General features: G+C 38.8%; 14 protein-coding genes. 4 read left to right on the top strand and 10 right to left on the bottom strand.

Annotated features, from left to right (window positions below):
* Positions 1 to 89 precede the first annotated feature (89 nt).
* The 7 genes from ACG59Z_RS09680 to ACG59Z_RS09710 all read right to left on the bottom strand — a co-directional run bounded on the left by ACG59Z_RS09680 (position 90) and on the right by ACG59Z_RS09710 (position 11,524).
* The gene (locus tag ACG59Z_RS09680; RefSeq protein ID WP_263613517.1) at positions 90 to 1,031 is read right to left on the bottom strand and encodes an ABUW_2363 family tetratricopeptide repeat lipoprotein; all 942 of its coding nucleotides are present in this window, start codon (positions 1,029 to 1,031) and stop codon (positions 90 to 92) included.
* A gap of 105 nt (positions 1,032 to 1,136) precedes the next feature.
* Complete coding sequence (gene cysE / locus ACG59Z_RS09685) at positions 1,137 to 1,952, bottom strand: serine O-acetyltransferase (RefSeq protein WP_311071465.1); 816 nt, start codon at positions 1,950 to 1,952, stop codon at positions 1,137 to 1,139.
* On the bottom strand, positions 1,945 to 2,784 hold the full coding sequence (locus ACG59Z_RS09690) for an RNA methyltransferase (RefSeq protein WP_400199020.1): 840 nt from the start codon (positions 2,782 to 2,784) through the stop codon (positions 1,945 to 1,947). Before ACG59Z_RS09690 ends, cysE begins: the two co-directional genes overlap by 8 nt.
* Positions 2,785 to 2,798: 14 nt before the next feature.
* Entirely contained in the window at positions 2,799 to 6,359 is a 3,561-nt protein-coding gene (gene dnaE, locus ACG59Z_RS09695) for a DNA polymerase III subunit alpha (RefSeq protein WP_400199022.1), read from the bottom strand.
* A 209-nt stretch (positions 6,360 to 6,568) separates the two neighbouring features.
* A complete protein-coding gene (locus ACG59Z_RS09700; RefSeq protein WP_022574713.1) occupies positions 6,569 to 7,636 on the bottom strand; it encodes a type II asparaginase in 1,068 nt (355 codons plus the stop codon).
* 684 nt (positions 7,637 to 8,320) lie between these two features.
* Positions 8,321 to 9,628 (bottom strand): dicarboxylate/amino acid:cation symporter, encoded by a 1,308-nt coding sequence (locus ACG59Z_RS09705; RefSeq protein ID WP_263613521.1) that lies wholly within the window; start codon positions 9,626 to 9,628, stop codon positions 8,321 to 8,323.
* Between the two features lie 465 nt (positions 9,629 to 10,093).
* The gene (locus ACG59Z_RS09710; protein ID WP_263613522.1) at positions 10,094 to 11,524 is read right to left on the bottom strand and encodes a pyridoxal phosphate-dependent aminotransferase; all 1,431 of its coding nucleotides are present in this window, start codon (positions 11,522 to 11,524) and stop codon (positions 10,094 to 10,096) included.
* A 240-nt stretch (positions 11,525 to 11,764) separates the two neighbouring features.
* On the opposite strand from ACG59Z_RS09710, the gene msrB reads away from it, so the two are divergent.
* From msrB to ACG59Z_RS09730, 4 genes are all read left to right on the top strand, one after another.
* Positions 11,765 to 12,184, top strand: a complete 420-nt coding sequence (msrB, locus tag ACG59Z_RS09715) for a peptide-methionine (R)-S-oxide reductase MsrB (protein ID WP_004702186.1) — start codon at positions 11,765 to 11,767, stop codon at positions 12,182 to 12,184.
* Positions 12,181 to 12,666, top strand: coding sequence for a glutathione peroxidase (locus ACG59Z_RS09720; RefSeq protein WP_002050111.1), 486 nt, complete (start codon positions 12,181 to 12,183; stop codon positions 12,664 to 12,666). Before msrB ends, ACG59Z_RS09720 begins: the two co-directional genes overlap by 4 nt.
* Entirely contained in the window at positions 12,666 to 13,511 is an 846-nt protein-coding gene (locus ACG59Z_RS09725; RefSeq protein WP_400199079.1) for an AraC family transcriptional regulator, read from the top strand. The genes ACG59Z_RS09720 and ACG59Z_RS09725 overlap by 1 nt, the downstream gene beginning before the upstream one ends.
* A 64-nt stretch (positions 13,512 to 13,575) precedes the next feature.
* Positions 13,576 to 14,208, top strand: a complete 633-nt coding sequence (locus tag ACG59Z_RS09730) for a LysE family translocator (RefSeq protein ID WP_400199027.1) — start codon at positions 13,576 to 13,578, stop codon at positions 14,206 to 14,208.
* A 57-nt stretch (positions 14,209 to 14,265) separates the two neighbouring features.
* Here the strand turns inward: ACG59Z_RS09730 and dapC are convergent, their stop codons facing one another.
* The 3 genes from dapC to purT are packed head-to-tail and all read right to left on the bottom strand — an operon-like array spanning position 14,266 to position 19,369.
* Complete coding sequence (gene dapC, locus ACG59Z_RS09735) at positions 14,266 to 15,435, bottom strand: succinyldiaminopimelate transaminase (RefSeq protein WP_400199080.1); 1,170 nt, start codon at positions 15,433 to 15,435, stop codon at positions 14,266 to 14,268.
* 25 nt (positions 15,436 to 15,460) lie between these two features.
* A complete protein-coding gene (gene glnD / locus ACG59Z_RS09740; protein WP_263613524.1) occupies positions 15,461 to 18,124 on the bottom strand; it encodes a [protein-PII] uridylyltransferase in 2,664 nt (887 codons plus the stop codon).
* A gap of 27 nt (positions 18,125 to 18,151) precedes the next feature.
* A complete protein-coding gene (gene purT, locus ACG59Z_RS09745; RefSeq protein WP_400199029.1) occupies positions 18,152 to 19,369 on the bottom strand; it encodes a formate-dependent phosphoribosylglycinamide formyltransferase in 1,218 nt (405 codons plus the stop codon).
* Positions 19,370 to 19,383 lie beyond the last annotated feature (14 nt).

Here is a 19,383-nt window from a genome sequence, read left to right on the forward strand (position 1 = left end):
GCTGATCATACAAATTTTAAAGTATTTTTCAATTGATCAAATATAAAAAAAGGGCTGTCAAATCAGCCCTTTTTAATAAGCTTATACTCTTACTTTTTTGCAGGTGCAGTTGGGGTAGCTGGTGCCATAGCAGGGTTTGTTAATACTTGCCATACATTCCAACGACCTTGTTTTTCAATTTCTTGAATTAAACGATCTGCAACTTCAGCTTCGTCAGGGTATTTAACCTTGTAATTTTTCAAAGTCTGAATCGCATTTTTCTTTTGTTCCATTGCAATATAGTTATTTGCAGCGGCTAAATATGCTTCTTGAACATTGCCTTTAATGGCTTTGTCTAAGTATGGAATAGCTTCACGTTGACCACCACCTTCAGACAAACCAAAACCAAACCAGAAATTCGCTTCTGCATCGTCTGGGTTAATTTTTAAAAGTCTTTGAGCATATTCTAAAGATCTAGTTGTATGCGCAGTACCTAAATCAAGGTTACGGGCAAGTACGCTTGCTTTAAAAGCACGAATAAGAATATCAAATGACGCATTTGGATTAGCAGCTAATGTATCTAAGCGCTGAGTGACTTCTTTAAGTTTGCTTTCAAAACCTTTACGTTCTTGACGGTCAGTAAAGCGAGGCGGGTAGTGACGAGCTTTACCTTCAACAAGTTGTAAGAAGTCATCAATTTCAGTCACATCAATTTCATTATCGCCCGCTAAAACTGCGTATTTCATTGAACGTTGTGAATTATTGATAGTAGGTACAATTAATTTATTTGTATCTAATGTAAGTGATTTAGTTGGATCGTCCTGACGAGTTACCACCATTTTAGTTACAGGCTGTGCTGCAGCTTCTTTTAAAGCGACTTCAAACGCAGGTGGAGCATCATAATTAAATGGATTTAACGCATAAAATGGAGGAGTAAGCTCTGGTTCCTTGAAAACAAAAGGTTCAATTTTTTGTTCTTTTACAGGTGCCATTGTACACGCTGTTAAACTAGAAGTTGCAAGGATTAAATACGCCAATGGCTTAAAATTCATAGGATCTTCCGTTCATTTTAGTAAAGTCAGATTTGGTACAGCTAAGTCTAGGAAAAGCTAAACCCACATGCAAGGGTAAGCGTGTTACATTATGAATCAAGAATATTACGTTTTTGATGTCTTGTTTTGTGCACCGCATTCACGACGAACTTCTTCAAGAATTTTTAGCTCTTCATCACTAAAAGGCTGTTCATCTTGGCTTTCTTTTTTGAAAGTTGGATCAAGTTCAGATAAGCGTTGGCACAAACTATTCATACGTGTTTCATTATGTTGAATACGGTCAAGTAAAACTCGCATTCCTTCTAAAATTGGGTCAGATTGATCAGCAGTAGTCGCATACGGAGCAAAACCAATACTCTGTGCATAATCACGGCGACGTTCTTCATCTTTATCTTTAGTTTTGTCGGCATCTTTATAAATATAGCGAGCAGGGTTTCCAACTGCTGTTACACCAGCAGGAACCGCTTTTGTCACCACAGCATTTGAACCAACTTTAGCACCTTTACCTACTGTAAATGGGCCTAAGATTTTTGCACCAGCCCCTACAACCACGCCATCTTCTAGCGTTGGATGGCGTTTGCCAGTTTTCCATGTGGTACCACCTAAGGTAACACCATGATAAAGCGTTACATCGTCACCAATTTCAGCAGTTTCACCAATCACAACACCCATACCATGATCGATAAAGAAGCGTTTACCAATTTTAGCACCAGGATGAATTTCAATACCTGTTGCAAAACGGCTAAATGATGAAACAAAGCGGGCAGTCCCTTTGCAATCTTTTTTCCAAAGCTCATGTGCAAGTCTGTGCAAGAGCAAGGCATGAATACCAGGATAAGTAGTGAGTACTTCAAATGTATTTCGTGCAGCAGGATCTCGCGCGAATACAGCCTGTATATCTTCTTTAAGCTGTTTAAGCATTGGATTGATCCTCCTTATCCGATGATGCTTTTTTCCATTTGCCGCTAGTCAGAGCTTGAACTCGACTAAAAATACCGCGAAGTAAATGATATTCCATACGATCTAATTGTATACGACCAAATAAACGACGCAAGCGTAAAGGTAATAAACGTGGATTTTCTGGATCTAAAAATTCAATTTCGGTCAGCATTTTTTCCAAATGAGGATAAAACTCTTCCATTTGTTGCTGAGTGACTAAAGGCTCATCCCATTGCATGCTTTGACCTTGAGCAAGTGGCATTTGTCCATCATCAGAAATAGACTCTTTTTGCTCTAATACCGACATGCGAAGTTCGTAACATACGACTTGAATCGCTTGAGCAACGTTAAGTACACCATAGTCCGAGTTTACAGGAATAGTAAGATGATAATTTGCTAACGCTAATTCTTCATTGGTTAAGCCGCGGTCTTCACGTCCGAAAACGATCGCAATCTGTTGACCTTGTGAAGCTGCCTTAATTGCTTCTTTGGAAGCAGGGCGCACATCGAGCAAAGGCCATGGAATAGTACGGCTACGCGCACTCGTTCCAAAAACTAAATGGCAATCTTTAATCGCGTCTTCGAGTGTTTCAACAATTTCAACTTGTTCTAATAAATCTTGTGCACCAGCAGCTAGCGCCTGAATATCTGGATGTGGATAGGTCTTTGGTGAAACCAGAACCAACTTACTCAAGCCCATTGTTTTCATTGCGCGTAAAGCACTGCCAATATTAGCAGGCAAAGTGGTATTGACCATCACAATACGCACTTGTGCTAATTGTTTTGACACGGCGGTGTCGTCAAACAAACTCATAAGATTTCCAGAAATTACGAATATTGAGAAACTTCGCTTTGGTATGAATCCAATGCATCATCAATAGTCATGTCCACAGGAGGTGAGGCAACAGGTTGTGGACGAACAGGTTCTGCTGCTTTAGCTGCCTTAGATTTTACCTGATATTCAATATGAATATTATCTTTGCCAAAGTAATCTCTCAGTTTGGCAAGAAGTTCATCTAAAGGAGCGACTTTCCATTGTGGACCAAGCTGAAGCTCAGCTTGCGCATATGGTTGGTCAATCTGTAGTTGTATTGCAATATGCTGATGCATATCGACATTACAATAAGGCAATAATATATTTTGTAGATCTTTAGCCAAACTTGGTTGCATTAAATCATTGGTTAATTTGATTTGAATACTATTGGCACGTTTTTGTCTGATTTCATTTAAGTTAAATGCTTTGTTTAATCGCCCCATTGGACGATCAAAGCCTTCACGCTCATAAATTTCGCCTTCAAAGACGACTACACGTTCAACTTGAATGATATCTTTAAAGCGTTGGAAGCGCTCATGGTTACAGCTGACTTCAATACGTGCTGTTCCATCGTCGAGTACGATAACAACACGGTTTGGGAAGTTGGCTACATCAAGAACAAGACCTGCATAAACAGTCGTTACGCCACGACGAGTTGCTGTAATTTCATTAAGTTTTGCAGGAATAAAGGCTTTGAGTTCTTGACGGTAAACATCAATAGGGTGACCTGTTAAATACAAACCAAGAGTGTCTTTTTCACCCTTAAGACGAACTTCATCGCTCCATGGCTTAACTGGCTTGGCAGGTTTACGTTGAACTTCTTCAACTTCACCAAATAAGTCCATAATGCCGCTTTCACGGTTACTGCGGGCTTGTTCAGCAGCTTGTACAGCTTCTGGCAATTGAGCCATTAAACTAGAACGTTCAATACCTAAACAGTCTAGCGCACCAGCACGGATAAGTGCCTCTAAAGTTCGTTTATTGATTTTCTTCAAATCAATACGGTGGCAGAAATCGAATAGATCGGTATAAGGCCCTTGTTGACGACGGGAGTCAATAACAGACTGCATTGCCTGTTCACCGACGCCTTTAATTGCACCTAAACCATAAACAATAGTTTTATCATCACTAGCATGGAAATGATAAGTCGACATGTTAACCGATGGAGGTAGAACTTCGAGTCCGTTATTTCGACAGTCATCAATCAAAAATACCACACTGTCAGTGTTCTGCATTTCCGATGACATTACCGCTGCCATAAACTCGGCAGGATAATGAGCTTTTAACCATGCTGTATGGTATGCAACAAGAGCATAAGCAGCTGCGTGCGATTTGTTGAAACCGTAGCCTGCGAACTTTTCCATATAGTCAAAGATATGGTTGGCTGTGCTCTCATCAATGCCTTTTTGTCCAGCACCTTCAAGGAAGATTTGGCGTTGTTTCACCATTTCTTCAGGTTTCTTTTTACCCATTGCACGGCGAAGTAAGTCAGCGCCACCGAGCGTATAACCCGCACAAATCTGTGCAGTTTGCATTACCTGTTCTTGGTAAACCATAATCCCGTAGGTTGGCTCTAATACGCCTTCAAGCAAAGGATGAAGATATTCAAAATCTCCACCATGCATACGGTGAATAAAGTCAGGAATCAGGTCCATCGGGCCCGGGCGATACAAAGACACGAACGCAATAATTTCTTCGAATTTACTTGGACGTGCTTCTTTCAGCATTCGTTTCATACCGACGGATTCAAACTGGAATACCGCGGTTGTATTTGCATCGGCAAAGACAGAATAAGCTTTAGGATCGTCAAGAGGGACGTGTGAAATGTTTAAAGGGTCATTGCCACGATTTTTATTAATATTTTGAATAGCATCTTCAATAACCGTTAAGTTACGTAAGCCCAAGAAGTCGAATTTTACGAGACCTGCAGCTTCTACGTCATCTTTATCGTATTGAGCTACACGGTTAGTACCGTCGGCGTCACAAAGTACCGCAGAGAAATCGGTAATTTTACCGGGTGCAATAACAACACCACCGGCATGTTTACCGGTATTTCGGGTAATACCTTCTAACTTTAATGCCATTTCCCAAATTTCACTGGCATCATCATTATCTGGGTTTGAAGGATTGGTGACGATATCTTTAAGCTGAGGTTCCATCTCAATCGCAGTTGCCAAATCTACACCGAGTGGTTTAGTTGGAACCATTTTTGAAATACGGTCAGCTAGACCATAAGATTTACCTAAAACACGGGCAACGTCACGAATTGCACCTTTTGCAGCCATTGTACCGAACGTGGCAATCTGGGAAACCGCTTCACGGCCATAAGTACGTGATACATAGTCAATAACACGGTCACGACCTGCGATACAGAAGTCGACGTCAAAGTCGGGCATCGATACACGTTCTGGGTTTAAGAAACGTTCAAAGAGTAGATCGTAACGAAGAGGGTCAAGGTCGGTAATTTTTAAGCTATATGCAACCAATGAACCAGCACCAGAACCACGGCCCGGGCCTACAGGGACACCATTATTTTTTGCCCATTGAATGAAGTCCATGACGATAAGGAAGTAGCCGGGGAATCCCATTTTAAGAATGATTCCGACTTCATAATCAATTCGCTCATCATATGGCTTACGAATTTCTGGCCAGTCTTCACCACGTTTTTCAACTGGGTAAAGATAGTTTAAACGCTCTTCCAAACCTTCTTTTGATAAGTGCTCAAAATAGCTGTCGATGGTAAAACCATCAGGAATTGGGTACTCAGGTAAGAAGTAAGTGCCGAGTTTTAAGCTGACATTACAGCGTTTAGCAATATGATATGTGTTTTCAATAGCACTCGGGATGTCTGAAAATAGCTCGATCATTTCATCTGAGGTTTTGAAATGCTGTTCCGGGCTATATAAACGTGGACGTCGGTCATCTGCTAAAACATAACCATCTGCAATACATACACGTGCTTCGTGTGCTTCGAAATCTTCTTTTTCAACAAAGTGCACATCGTTATGTGCAACTACACCAATTTTGTATTTAGCTGCAAGTTTGGCAGCTTCTTGAATAAAGTCTTCTTCGCCCGGACGATCAGTACGTGTTAAAGCAAGATAAACACGATCGCCAAACTTTTCGATCCATTCTTCGAGTAAAGGTTCAGCTTTTTGTGGGTTAGATGAGCAAAGCATTTGCCCAACATCGCTGTGCTGACCCAGTAAAACAATAATATCTTGGTGTTGTTCTAGAACCCATTCTTTTTGTACGCAAGGGATACTGAGTTGTTGACCTTCAATGAAGCCACGCGAAACAATTTCAGTCATACCTTTCCATCCAACCTCACTCATTGCAAGTAACGTTGCACGATGCTGGGCATCGTTAAGACGGATGGTGCTACCTAAAATAGGTTTAATACCTTTTTTTAGACAAGAGTTATAAAACTTTACAGCAGCATGCAGGTTGGATAAGTCGGTAAGTGCCAGCGCAGGCATTTCATCCTTTACAGCAGCCTTGACCAAGTCGGGTATGCGAACAATCGACTCTGTAATCGAAAATTCTGTGTAAATACCGAGATGAACAAACTGCATAAACCAATCCTTAATGCGACCGAAGCATAGTTTAACACGCAAAGTTCAAACGAAATGCTTAATATTTTGGCAACTGTTATGGATTTTAGTATTTAAACAGAATGTTGAGAACACGAGAGTGGAGGATTGACCAAAGATGGTGCGTATTTTAAAGGAGAGAATTAAGGAGAAAAGAACCAGCCCAAACTGAGTTGGGCTGGTTGAAAAACTTAGTACTGCCAGAACATGCGTTGAATTTCTTTAGCATCATTCGTCTTGGTAAGAGCTAAAGCTGCAAGAAGACGTGCTTTTTGTGGGTTTAAATCATGAGCAGCTACCCAACCATATTTATCATCAGGTTGTTCAGCATTACGTAATACGAAACCTTGTGGTACACGTGATGAACGGATAATTTGAATACCGTCTTTATCATGAAGTTTTTGTAAAGTTGGAACAATATAGTTCGCAACAGAACCGTTACCTGTACCCGCATGGATAATCGCTTTAGCGCCAGCTTTTGCATATGCTTCATAAGCATCAGGAAGCATAGAGTCTGAACCGTAAACGATTTGTACGAGTGGAAGTGCATCACCTTTAATATTTTCAATATTAAATTCTGAAGCATTTGCAAAACGTTTAACAGACTGTCTGAACCAGTATGGTTTACCTTCAACTAATGTACCTAAAGCACCCCATTGGCTAACAAAAGCATTTGTATGAATGTTAATGCCTTTAGTTACATCACGTGCAGCAAAAATAGAGTCATTCATGAGAACCATAACGCCTTTATTTTTTGCTTCATCAGAAGCTGCTAAAGCAACTGCGCTATAAAGGTTAAGTGGTCCATCTGCTGAAAGTGCAGTTGAAGGACGCATTGAACCAACAACAACAATTGGTTTGTCAGTATGAACAACAAGATTTAAGAAAAATGCTGTTTCTTCTAAAGTATCTGTACCATGAGTAATTACGACACCATTCACAGATGGCTTCTTAACAAGGTCGTTTACTTGACGAGCAATTTGTAATAATTCCTTGTCAGTAATACTTTCAGAAGCAACCTGTAATGCTTGAATACCGCTTACATTTGCCAAATCTTTGATTTGTGGCACTGCATTGATTAAAGCATCAACTGGAACTTTTGCTGCTGTGTAAGTTGCACTATTTGCTGAGCTTGCACCAGCACCAGCGATTGTACCGCCAGTAGCAACGACAACAACATTGTTTTTTGCGTAAAGTGGGAGAGAGCAGGCCAATAAGCCCATAGCTAAACCGAAAGATTTAACAGTTTTAGTCAACATCGAAAATATCCTTATGAAGTGACGAAGTAGAAGTTTGCTGAATACGCCTGCTTTTCCTAAGCAAAATACATACCATGTAAAACATATTCACAACTTGTCTGAATAAGAAGCATCCCTGAATATCATTTTGTTTCGACAACAATCATTTAGTCATTGCTCTTATTCAGCGCTAATAAATATCATGAAAAAAATAAAAAATCTATTAAGTTTTTCTAATTTATCTCTCTTTTTTTACTTTTTTATATAAAGATTACAAATGACTTTTTTATTATTATAAAAATAAAAAATAATAGGTGGTTTTGAAGTTTTATTTACCATATGATAATTTTATATTGTTGATTTTTAATGTTATAGTTAAAATTATAAATAATATTAAAATTTATATAGTTAAACTCAATAATAATTTCAGTTATTTAATATAAATAATAAGCAGTAAGTTGAATTAAAAAGTAAACATTTGATCTGTATTTTTAAAAATATAAATTTTGATTGTTTGGTTTTTATTCTTTTTTTAAGGTTTAGGTTTGATAAATTTAATAGGAGTTAAAATCTATTTTTGAGACTATTATTTAATATAAAAATGTCCGTAAATTTTGATTGTTTAATTTTAGAATAAAAAAAAGAGCAATTTTATTGGTCATATAAAATTGCTCTTTAGTTGGGAGAGTGGGAGAAAAGAGAAACTTAAGCGATCGTTTGTTCTTGTGTTGTTTTAATTAATACAGGTTCTGGTGACTCTTCAATATCAGCAACTTTGTCACCTTCAAGTTTTGCGACGACTGCGGTAGCAATACTATTACCAACCACATTTGTAGCGGTGCGGCCCATATCTAGGAATTGGTCAATTCCGAGCAATAATAAAATGCCAGCTTCAGGTAAATGGAACATCGTCAGGGTTGCTGAAATCACCACAATAGAAGCTCTCGAAACACCTGCAATACCTTTACTTGTGACCATAAGCGTTAACAAAATTAAGATTTGCTGGGTGAAGCTCAAATCAATATGGTAAGCCTGAGCAATAAAGAGTACTGCAAATGTGGTGTACATCATTGAGCCATCTAGGTTAAATGAATAACCCAAAGGTAAAACGAAACTGGTCACTTTTTTAGGCACACCGAACTTATTTAGGGCATCCATAACTTTTGGATAAGCCGATTCGCTCGAAGCTGTAGCAAAAGCAAGTGTTACAGGTTCACGAATTAACTTACCTAAACGGAAGATATCTTTTTTAAGTACGATTGCACCAACAGAGAACAAAATGATCCAAAGTAATAAAAGACCGAAGTAGAACTCTGCAATTAAAATACCGTAGTCAACAATTAAGCCTAGGCCTTGTACAGTAATTGCAGATGCAATCGCTGCAAACACTGCTACAGGTGCAAATTTCATGACGTAATCAGTAATACGGAACATGATTTTACTGAGTTCATCCGTTAGACGAATAATAACGGAGTCTTTTTCTTTACCCTGATTGACGTATGCAAGTGCTGAACCAAAGAAAATAGCAAAAACAAGCACTTGTAAAATATCATTGTTCGCCATGGCTTCTGCAATACTGCGCGGGAATACATGGCTTAAGAATGACTGTAGTGTAAAGCCAGTAGTCGCTGGGAGAGTGGCGCTACTGAGTTCTTGAGCTGTTGGTAATACTAAATTTAATGCTGCGCCAGGCTGGAAAAAGTTGACTAAGCCCATACCGATTGCAAGCGATACAAACGACGCAGTAATAAACCAAGTCATTGACTTAAGCGTGATACTACCAATAGAAGTTGATTTACCCATAGATACAATGCCAGACACAATTGTGGCAAATACCAATGGTGCAATAATCATTTTGATGAGACGTAAAAAGATATCTGTGACGATATTAAAATAAGAAGCGATTTGCTTCAGTTGCTCACCTTCGTTAAAGAAGTGGTGACAGATCCAACCCGTCAATACTCCTAATAAAATAGCAACCACAATATACTTGAGCAATTTCTTTTGCTTCATATGAACCTCTATCCTTTGGGTTCAATCATCTTTTAGATGGGCTAGAGATGATTGAAAAGCTTTCCTTGTAACTTCAGTTCGGTCCTTTAACTGATTTCATCTTCCTAAATCTGCATCAGTGTTAACCGAATCGAATATGGTGATGTTGTTATGGAAAGGGATTGTTGCTCGATTTTGAAGCAGTGTGAAATGCAAAAAAATATCAACTCATGCATTTTTTGCATAATTACTAAAAAGCAAATAGAGGAAAAATATAATAATTTAATCGAATGGTAAAAAATCTAGGTTTCTTTTTAAGGAGGAAAAGTGGTGAATTAAATTTGTTAAAAATATATATGAATCAATATATTAATTTAATTTATTAATTTTTTTAAATAGAAGCGAATAAATTTTAAATGCATATATAGATGATATAAAAAACAAAAAAGGCATCTAATTTAAGATGCCTTTTTTATTATGCATTTTTTAACGGCGATTTGCTAAGAAACGACCTAAACGACCAATTGCTTCACGTAATTCATTTTCTGCTGGTAAGAAAACAACGCGGAAATGGTCTGGTGTTGGCCAGTTAAATCCCGTTCCTTGTACTAAAAGTACTTTTTCGGCACGAAGTAAATCTAACATTAATTTTTCATCGTCTTCGATTGGGTAAATATTAGGATCAAGTCGTGGGAAACAATACATTGCACCTTCTGGTTTTACACAGCTTACCCCAGGAATTTCATTTAACATTTCCCATGCGATATTGCGCTGTTCATATAAACGACCACCCGGGCGGATCAAGTCATTAATGGATTGATAGCCACCAAGAGCAGTTTGAATTGCATATTGAGCTTGTACGTTTGCACATAAACGCATAGAAGCCAACATGTCTAGGCCTTCAATATAATCTAATGCACGACTTCTATCGCCTGTGATTGCCATCCAACCTGAACGGAAACCCGCAATACGATAAGCTTTTGATAAGCCATTAAACGAAATACATAGCTGATCGCCGGCTAAAGAGGCAACTGAAACGTGCTCAATTCCGTCATAAACAATTTTGTCGTAAATTTCGTCAGCAAATAGAATGAGGTCGTATTTCTTGGCAAGTGCCACAATTTGTTCAAGCACGTGGCGTGGATATACCGAACCAGTTGGATTGTTCGGGTTAATGATCACAATACCGCGCGTATTTGAAGTAATTTTACTTTCAATATCGGCAATATCTGGATACCAACTGTTTTCTTCATCACATTTATAGTGAATGGCTGTACCACCTGAAAGGTTAACGGCTGCTGTCCAAAGCGGATAGTCCGGCATTGGAATGAGCATTTCATCGCCATCATCAAGTAGGCCTTGCATAGCCATGACAATAAGTTCAGACACACCGTTACCAATATACACGTCATTCACGTGCATATTTAGGATGCCTTTTTGCTGGTAATACTGGCAGATCGCTTTACGTGCTGGAAAGATACCTTTCGAATCAACATAGCCAATTGCATTTGGTAGGTTTAAAGCAACGTCATTAATAATTTCTTGTGGTGCTTCAAAACCAAATGGCGCAGGGTTGCCGATATTTAGCTTAATGATTTTATGTCCTTGCTCTTCCATTTCATTGGCGGCTCGTAATACAGGTCCGCGAATGTCATAGCAAACATGCTCAAGCTTCGATGATTTCTTAATTTCACGAGAAGTTGGCATGGATTGGAGAGTAGCAGTATTTTTAGACATAGCTGGATTCACTTTTGCATATCGGTATAAATAACTTTTAAATGTTTTAACTGTCACCAAATTCAGATCGTGTTGATCTTTTAGTAATTCAACAATTTTTTCATGGGTAAAGCCCGATTGCTGATACTGTTTGATAACTGGTAATAGTTGCTGGAAAAGCACACTTTTTTTCTGAGACATGTTTTGTCCTATACAACCGTGCCAAACAAGAATAGCACCATCTTTGCTTCCTTGAAAGAAAATAAAGCATAAATCTGCTTACTTTTACTTTTGTAATTTGCTTACCTTTTGCTTTCTATTACTTAGATGATTAAATTCCAACAAATTTTACGTTCAGAGACTAGTGTTTTTTTGATGAATGGCGTAAATATAAAATACGATTATCAATTTATGTTTACATCAGAATAAAAGGTGCAGCTCATGGGAAAAGTTAATAAAACAGACCGGGAATGGCAAAGAGAGTTATCACCAGAAGAATATCGGATAACGCGACAAAAGGGCACTGAACCAGCTTTTACGGGGCAATACTGGAACACTAAGCAACACGGTACTTATGTTTGTCGTTGTTGTGGCGCGGAATTGTTCTCGTCAGATGCAAAATACGATAGCGGTTGCGGCTGGCCAAGTTTCTTTCGTCCAGTAAATGGAACGGTCATTGAAGAACATGAAGATTTAACGCATGGTATGGTCAGAACAGAAATTGTTTGTCATGATTGCGAAGCTCATCTTGGGCATGTTTTTGAAGATGGACCACAGCCGACTGGTTTGCGCTACTGTGTGAACTCGGCATCATTACAACTTAAAACACAAGAAAAAAATGACGAGGAAACTTATCCATGAGTAACATTTATCAGTTTGAAGCTGAATTGTTAGAAGGTGATATTAAGCAATTTGCTGATTACAAAGGTAAAGTTTTATTAATTGTAAATACTGCCAGTAAATGTGGTTTTACTCCACAATTTGCAGGTCTCGAAAAACTTTATGAAAAATATAAAGATCAAGGTTTAGAAGTTTTAGGTTTTCCCTGCAATCAGTTTGGTGGGCAAGATCCAGGAAATAATAAAGAAATCGGGGCATTCTGCCAGCGAAATTATGGGGTAAAGTTCCCTATGTTTGCCAAAGTAGATGTAAAAGGGCCTGAAGCTCATGTGATTTTTAGATATTTAACACGTGAAGCAAAAGGAATTTTGGGAAGCAGTAGCATTAAATGGAACTTTACCAAGTTTTTAGTTGGCAAAGATGGCTCAGTTTTGAATCGTTATGCACCTACAACCAAACCAGAAGCATTAGAAGCCGATATTGAAAAAGCATTAGCGGGCTAATCAATTCAATGAACGCTATTCCTCAAACTTTCGAGTTTTGGCAAGATCGGCGAATGCCATATGTTGAAACTCGAAGGTCGTGTCGTAGTCGGACATGTTATAAGTCTCATAGTCATCCAACATTTTCAATTGGTGCGGTAGACGAGGGGAATAGCATTTTTCAAAGTTCTTTTGGCACTGCTCAAGAGATCTCAGCGGGTACTTTAGTTATTGTACCTGCCCATATTGAACATTCTTGTAACCCTAAGCCAAATGAGGCTTGGAGTTATCAAATGCTGCATCTGGATATAACGTGGTTAAGTCAGTTGTATTCTGAATTTCAACAGCAAGGTTTTGATTTGCATCTACCTCAGCATAAGCCGCTCATTATAAAGGACGACTCTTTATATGAAGCTTTCACTGAAATGAATGAGACACTATTTGATTCGCAAAAGTTAATTCTTGAAAAAGAACAATCGCTTCTTCATTGTCTTATACATTTGTTATTGCCTCATTTTATTTTAGAAGAAATACAAAAACCTCAATATTTATATAAAGATTTTCTAAATTTGGTCGATGTGATTACTTCTTCTGAGAATTTTATTTCTTTAGAGGAACTTGCCCAGCAGGTTGGTTTGAGCAGATATGCAATCATACGGCTATTTAAAGCCAATGTTGGTTTAACACCATATGCCTTTCAAATAAATTTAAAGATTAACCAAGCTCGAGAACTCCTTAAACAAGGAATTTCACTCGCAGAGCTGGCTGTCAATTTAGGCTTTAGTGATCAAAGTCATTTTCATAAAGCATTTAAAGCCCATACTGGAGTTACTCCTCGACAGTTTCAACTTGCAGCCGCGCAATAATTTACAAGAAATAATTCGCTTCTATTTTTAAGATTTTCCAGACTGTTTTATAGATGAAGCTGTTATGGAAGTTTTTTTAGTTATCGCATTTACTCATTTCTTAGCATTGTTATCGCCGGGTCCAGATTTCTTTTTAATTCTTACTAGTCTTTTACAAAAAGGACGCGGTTATACCTATGGTGTTGTTTTGGGCATTACTTTCGGAAATGCTTTAATTTTAGCTGCATGTTTGTTTGGTTTTATGCTACTTGGAGATTTGAGCAGTAGTATTCTTACATTATTGAAATGGCTTGGTGCAGCTTATTTAGTTTATTTGAGTTTTCTTTGCTTTAAGGCAGCCAGATCTAGTGTTTTATCTTTTTCAACTGAAGACAATAATTTAAGTGATCAAGCCAACTTTAAGCAAAACAAAATTAAAAGTTTAATGTTAGGTGTGCAGTCTAGTCTTCTAAATCCTAAAAATATTATGTTTTATAGTAGTTTGATGCTGCTTATACAATATAAGTTTAGCTTAATTCAAAAACTGCTCATGAGTGTATGGATGGTCAGTGTCGTTCTTGGTTGGAATATTCTGCTGGTTGGATTACTTGCTCAGGGGCAGGTTTTAGACAAAATTAAGCGCTCTGCGACAGGTTTATACTATTGTTCTGCTATAGCTTTTATTCTTTTTGCTGTGCTTTTAATTACATATAAATAGTGTTATAGCCCAGTTGTACAACCTGAGTAAAAGGCTGTACAACTGCTAAGAAGAGACTTAAAGAACTGCTTTTAAACGCTTAACTACTTCTTCACATTGTGCCAAGTCTGCCACTAAAGCCATACGTACATGGTTGGCTCCAGGGTTACCTTGTTCCGTATCACGAGATAGATAACGACCCGGTAAAACTTTAATATGTGCTTTTTCCATGAGCATCTTGGCAAAAGTTTCATCATTATCAACTTTTAGCCAATAGTAAAAACCAGCATCAGGTTTTTGTAATGGCAGTAAATGGCCTAGTTCAGATTGGAATAAGTCAAATTTTGCACGATATTGCTTACGGTTTTCTTCAACATGATCTTCATCATTCCATGCCGCAATTGATGCAAGTTGATGTTGAACAGGCATTGCTGCGCCGTGATAGGTACGGTATTGCAAATATGGCTTTAATAAAGCAGCATCACCCGCTACAAAACCTGAACGCATACCCGGTAAGTTTGAACGTTTTGAAAGTGAATGGAAGACGATACAGTTTTTGTAGTCATCACGTCCAAGTTCAGCGCAAACTTCTAATAAACCTGTAGGTGCTTGGTCGAACCAAAGCTCTGAATAGCATTCATCAGAAGCAATAACGAAATTATATTGATCAGATAAGGCAATCAGTTTTTTAAATTGTTCTTTAGAAAGCACAGTACCTGTTGGGTTCCCCGGTGTACATACAAAAAGAAGGGCTGTTTTTTCCCAAACTTCTGCTGGTACGGCATCAAAATCACCTAAGTAACCGTTTTCTTCTGTGCAATTAATGAAGTATGGCTTTGCGCCGGCAAGTAATGCTGCACCTTCATAAATTTGATAAAACGGGTTTGGCATTACCACATATGGTGCATCTTCACGGTTAATTAATGCCTGTACAAAAGAGAAAATTCCTTCACGCGTACCAGACACAGGCAAGATGTGGTTTTCAGCACTAATACTATTCAGTTTAAAACGCTTAGTTAGCCAATCTGCAATGCTTTGGCGAAGCTCTGGTAAGCCTTTACTGTTTGGATAAGTGGATAGATGGTTAAAGTTATCAATAATAGCCTGTTTAACAAACTCTGGTGCTGGGTGCTTCGGTTCGCCAATTGATAGAGGAATCAAGGGAAGGTTAGCTGGGGTAATATCCTTAAAAAGTTGGTTTAACTTTTCAAATGGATACGGATGTAATAACGACAAGCTAGAGTTCATTAAACAGTTACCAAGTAGTTGAGTTTCAGTGCTGACAAATTTGATTAGATGCTTCATCTAATGCAGCTTTCAGTTTTTCCGAGAAGAGTTTAACCTCTTCGTGATTCAGTGGTTTTCCATCTTTTTTGGTGACAAAGAAAATATCTTCTGCACGTTCACCTAAAGTTGCAATTCGGGCTGAATGGATGTCTAAACCTTGCATCATAAATAAACCACCTACACGTGCAAGTAGGCCGGGATGGTCAAGTGTTGAAATTTCGACCATGTTTTGCTGTAAAGCTTCATTCAATGTAACGTCGACTGTATTTTCAATGTCAAAGTGACGTAATTGACGTGGAATACGGCGTTGCATGAGTCCCGGGTATTGGTCTGGTTGGCTAAGTGCCTTCACTAATGCATTTTTAACCGTTTCTTCGCGTTCTGGGTCGGTAAGCAATGTACCGAAACGATCGAGTACAACATAGGTGTCTAAGCTAAATGCTGTACTTGCCGTGATAATTTTTGCGTCCTGAACGTCTAGGTTCATTCGGTCTAAAACGGCAACGGTTGTAGCAAACAGGTTAGGTTGATCGCGTGTATAAATAAAGATTTGTACCGCATCTTGAGCTGCTTTACGGTGAGCACGTAAGAGGACTAATGGCTCAGGGTTATCGCCGTGTTTTAAAATAGCTTGTGTGTGCCATGCAATTTCATCGGCCGATTCTTTAATGAAGTATTCATCACCAAGTTCTTGCCATACTTTTTCGACATCTGCCAATGCGAAGTTATTCACGAGTAATTCACTTGCTGCAAATTTGGTGTCTTCAATCAGCATTTGATAGTCAACAGGACGACCTAAACCAGTACGGATTACATCACGGGCATGCGTATAAAGCTGACGCATAAGTGATGCACGCCATGTGTTCCAAAGTTTTGGATTTGTCGCATTAATATCGGCAACCGTTAAGGTGTATAGATAATCGAGATGCTCCATATCGCCCAGTTTTTCTGCAAAATCTTTTACGACGTCTGGATCAGAAATATCTTTTTTCTGAGCAGTGAGTGACATGAGCAAATGGTTTTGAATCAACCATGCAATTAATTTGCATTCACGTTCTGTAAAGCCATGTGCACGCCCAAACTCAATCGCATCTTCGGCACCGAGTTCGCTATGATCACCACCACGACCTTTTGCGATGTCATGGAATAAAGCAGCAATAAACACAATATCTTGACGAGCAAGACGTTGGAAAACTGAACTTACTACAGGGAACTCTTTAGCAAATTCAGGTTCTCTAAAACGATTTAAATTGCGCAGCAATAATAAAGTATGGGCATCAACCGTATAGATATGGAATAGGTCATATTGCATAAGACCCATAATTTGACCAAAAGCAGGAATATAGTTTCCTAAAACACCATAACGTTTCATCGCAACCAAGGTATCGTATAGACGATATGGTGAGCGAATAATCGACATAAACAATGCTTGGTTTTCTGGGTTATTACGGTAACTTTGGTTAATTCTTTTTGCTGCAAGAATAAGTAAGCGTAAAGTACGAGCACGAATACCTTCGATATCTGGTCTATTTGCTAAAATATAGAACAACTCTAAAATCGCGCTTGGATGCTCAGCGAATATTTTATGATGCTGTACGGCAAGTTTATTATCGACAATCTTAAAGTGATCGTTAACAACTTCAATTTTGCGTTCGTAGTTGGGTAGTCGAGGTGTAATCACCGATTCGCTAAAATACGCCAGTAGCATTTCATTCAGTGTCGAAACCTGTTGCGCCGTACGGTAGTAGCGTTTCATGAACTGCTCAACGCCGTAATTTACAGGTTGACCTTCTTGACGAACATAGCCAAATTTTGCGGCGATTTCTCTTTGATGGTCAAAAAGCAAACGGTTTTCGTCACGTTTCGCTAAACGGTGTAAGTGGTGACGAATTTCCCAAAGAAAACTTTCAGCTTCTTCTAAAACACCCAACTCAAATTCTGAAATAAAGCCTAAATGTACTAAGTCATAAATACGGTTTACACGGAAGTGGCGTTTGGCAATCCAACCAATCTGGTTAATATCGCGAATACCGCCGGGTGCATTTTTAATGTCAGGTTCTAAATTACTTTCAGTATTGTTGTGTTGGTGGTAACGCTTAGCTTGTTCTGCCATTTTTGCGTCATAAAAGGTTTTATCTGTCCACGTCTGCGAAACAATGCGGCGAGGCCATCTCGCAAGTTGAGTATTACCTGTAATCAAACGCGCTTCAATGAGTGTTGTTGCAACGGTTAAATCGGTAGCAGCCTGCTCAACACAACTTTGAATGGTACGAACGCTAATGCCGGGTTTAAAGTTTCCAACGTCCCATAATGAAGAAATAAAAGTAGAGATACGTTTTTCATTTTCTTCACTGATTTCATGTTCTGACAAAATCATGATATCGACGTCAGAGTAGGGCAGCATTTCACGGCGCCCATAACCACCTACAGCAAAAAGACCCAATTCAGTCTGATCGAGTTCAGCATGTTTCCATAAAAAGATCAGTGCCTCATCAACTAGATCTGAACGGGCTTTAATAATTTCACGAATAGATTGCCCATTTTCATATGAATCTTGCAATTGCTTTTCTACATCCGTTCGCCACTGATTAATGGCTTTAATATCATGATGACTTGAGACATAGTTCAACAATGGCGATGTATTGATCATGAAAATGGGTCTACCAATAAGTAAAAATTAAGAGTTTGTTTGAACGCTTACTTGATCAGCGGTTTCTTTCGCTAAAGTACGAGCAAGATCTGTATTTTCAGCACGAGCAGTTGCGACACCCATACGACGACGTTTGAAACCTTCCGGTTTACCAAACAAACGTAAGTCGGTATCTGGATGAGCTAAAGCTACATTCAGATTGCTATAACTTAAATTGTTAGCATCTACACCCGCATAAATTACGGCACTTGCGGCCACACTGTGGCGTGCTGTGTTTACAGGTAAACCTAAAATGGCACGTGCATGCAATTCAAATTCACTTTGATACTGAGATGCTAAAGTTACAAGTCCTGTGTCGTGTGGACGAGGTGAAACTTCACTGAACCAAACTTTATCACCCTTAATAAACAGTTCTACACCAAAAATACCACAGCCACCAAGTGCTGTTGTCACTTTATTTGCAATACGTTTTGCTTCTTCAAGTGCAACAGGAGTCATGGGTTGAGGTTGCCAGCTTTCTACATAATCGCCTGCATCTTGGCGGTGACCAATTGGGTCACAGTAGTGAGTTTCAATTTCACCGGTTTCAGGGTTTTTAGCACGAACGGTAAGTAGCGTAATTTCAAAATCAAAATCAATTTGAGACTCAATAATGACAGTGCCTTGATTAACACGGCCACCTTGCATCGCATATTCCCAAGCAGCATCGACTTCATCGAAACTTTTTACACGAGACTGACCTTTACCTGAAGATGACATGACTGGTTTTACAAAGTTTGGATAACCAATATCATCACACGCGGCGCGGAAACTTTCTAAAGAGTCAGCAAAACGATAAGCAGAAGTAGGTAAACCAAGCTCTTCAGCCGCAAGGCGGCGAATACCTTCACGGTTCATGGTGAGGTTTACAGCTTTAGCAGAAGGAATGACAGTTGCTGTTTGGTTAGCTTCAATCTCAAGCAAAACTTCTGTCGCAATTGCTTCAATTTCTGGAACAATTAAATTCGGTTTAACTTTTTCAATGAGCTGTTTTAATTGAGAAGGATCAGCCATGTTTAACACATAAGAAAAGTGTGCAACTTGCATGGCTGGTGCATGATCATAACGGTCGGCTGCATGTACTTCTACACCAAGGCGTTGTAGGGAAATTACAACTTCTTTGCCAAGCTCTCCTGAACCTAACAATAAAACTTTAAATGCAGAAGATTGAAGTGGGGTACCGAGTGTCACGCTCATGCGAATCATCCTGACAAAATTAT

Origin of the sequence: Acinetobacter sp. ABJ_C1_1 (genome assembly GCF_044684115.1) — a bacterium.
Lineage (GTDB): Bacteria > Pseudomonadota > Gammaproteobacteria > Pseudomonadales > Moraxellaceae > Acinetobacter > Acinetobacter nosocomialis_A.

Excerpts from the sequence above, each read along its gene's own strand:
- glnD (WP_263613524.1), bottom strand. The coding sequence starts at position 18,124 with ATGATCAATACATCGCCATTGTTGAACTATGTCTCAAGTCATCATGAT.
- ACG59Z_RS09730 (WP_400199027.1), top strand. The coding sequence starts at position 13,576 with ATGGAAGTTTTTTTAGTTATCGCATTTACTCATTTCTTAGCATTGTTA.
- ACG59Z_RS09710 (WP_263613522.1), bottom strand. The coding sequence starts at position 11,524 with ATGTCTCAGAAAAAAAGTGTGCTTTTCCAGCAACTATTACCAGTTATC.
- cysE (WP_311071465.1), bottom strand. The coding sequence starts at position 1,952 with ATGCTTAAACAGCTTAAAGAAGATATACAGGCTGTATTCGCGCGAGAT.
- msrB (WP_004702186.1), top strand. The coding sequence starts at position 11,765 with ATGGGAAAAGTTAATAAAACAGACCGGGAATGGCAAAGAGAGTTATCA.
- dapC (WP_400199080.1), bottom strand. The coding sequence starts at position 15,435 with ATGAACTCTAGCTTGTCGTTATTACATCCGTATCCATTTGAAAAGTTA.
- ACG59Z_RS09705 (WP_263613521.1), bottom strand. The coding sequence starts at position 9,628 with ATGAAGCAAAAGAAATTGCTCAAGTATATTGTGGTTGCTATTTTATTA.
- purT (WP_400199029.1), bottom strand. The coding sequence starts at position 19,369 with ATGATTCGCATGAGCGTGACACTCGGTACCCCACTTCAATCTTCTGCA.
- ACG59Z_RS09700 (WP_022574713.1), bottom strand. The coding sequence starts at position 7,636 with ATGTTGACTAAAACTGTTAAATCTTTCGGTTTAGCTATGGGCTTATTG.
- ACG59Z_RS09680 (WP_263613517.1), bottom strand. The coding sequence starts at position 1,031 with ATGAATTTTAAGCCATTGGCGTATTTAATCCTTGCAACTTCTAGTTTA.
- ACG59Z_RS09690 (WP_400199020.1), bottom strand. The coding sequence starts at position 2,784 with ATGAGTTTGTTTGACGACACCGCCGTGTCAAAACAATTAGCACAAGTG.
- dnaE (WP_400199022.1), bottom strand. The coding sequence starts at position 6,359 with ATGCAGTTTGTTCATCTCGGTATTTACACAGAATTTTCGATTACAGAG.
- ACG59Z_RS09720 (WP_002050111.1), top strand. The coding sequence starts at position 12,181 with ATGAGTAACATTTATCAGTTTGAAGCTGAATTGTTAGAAGGTGATATT.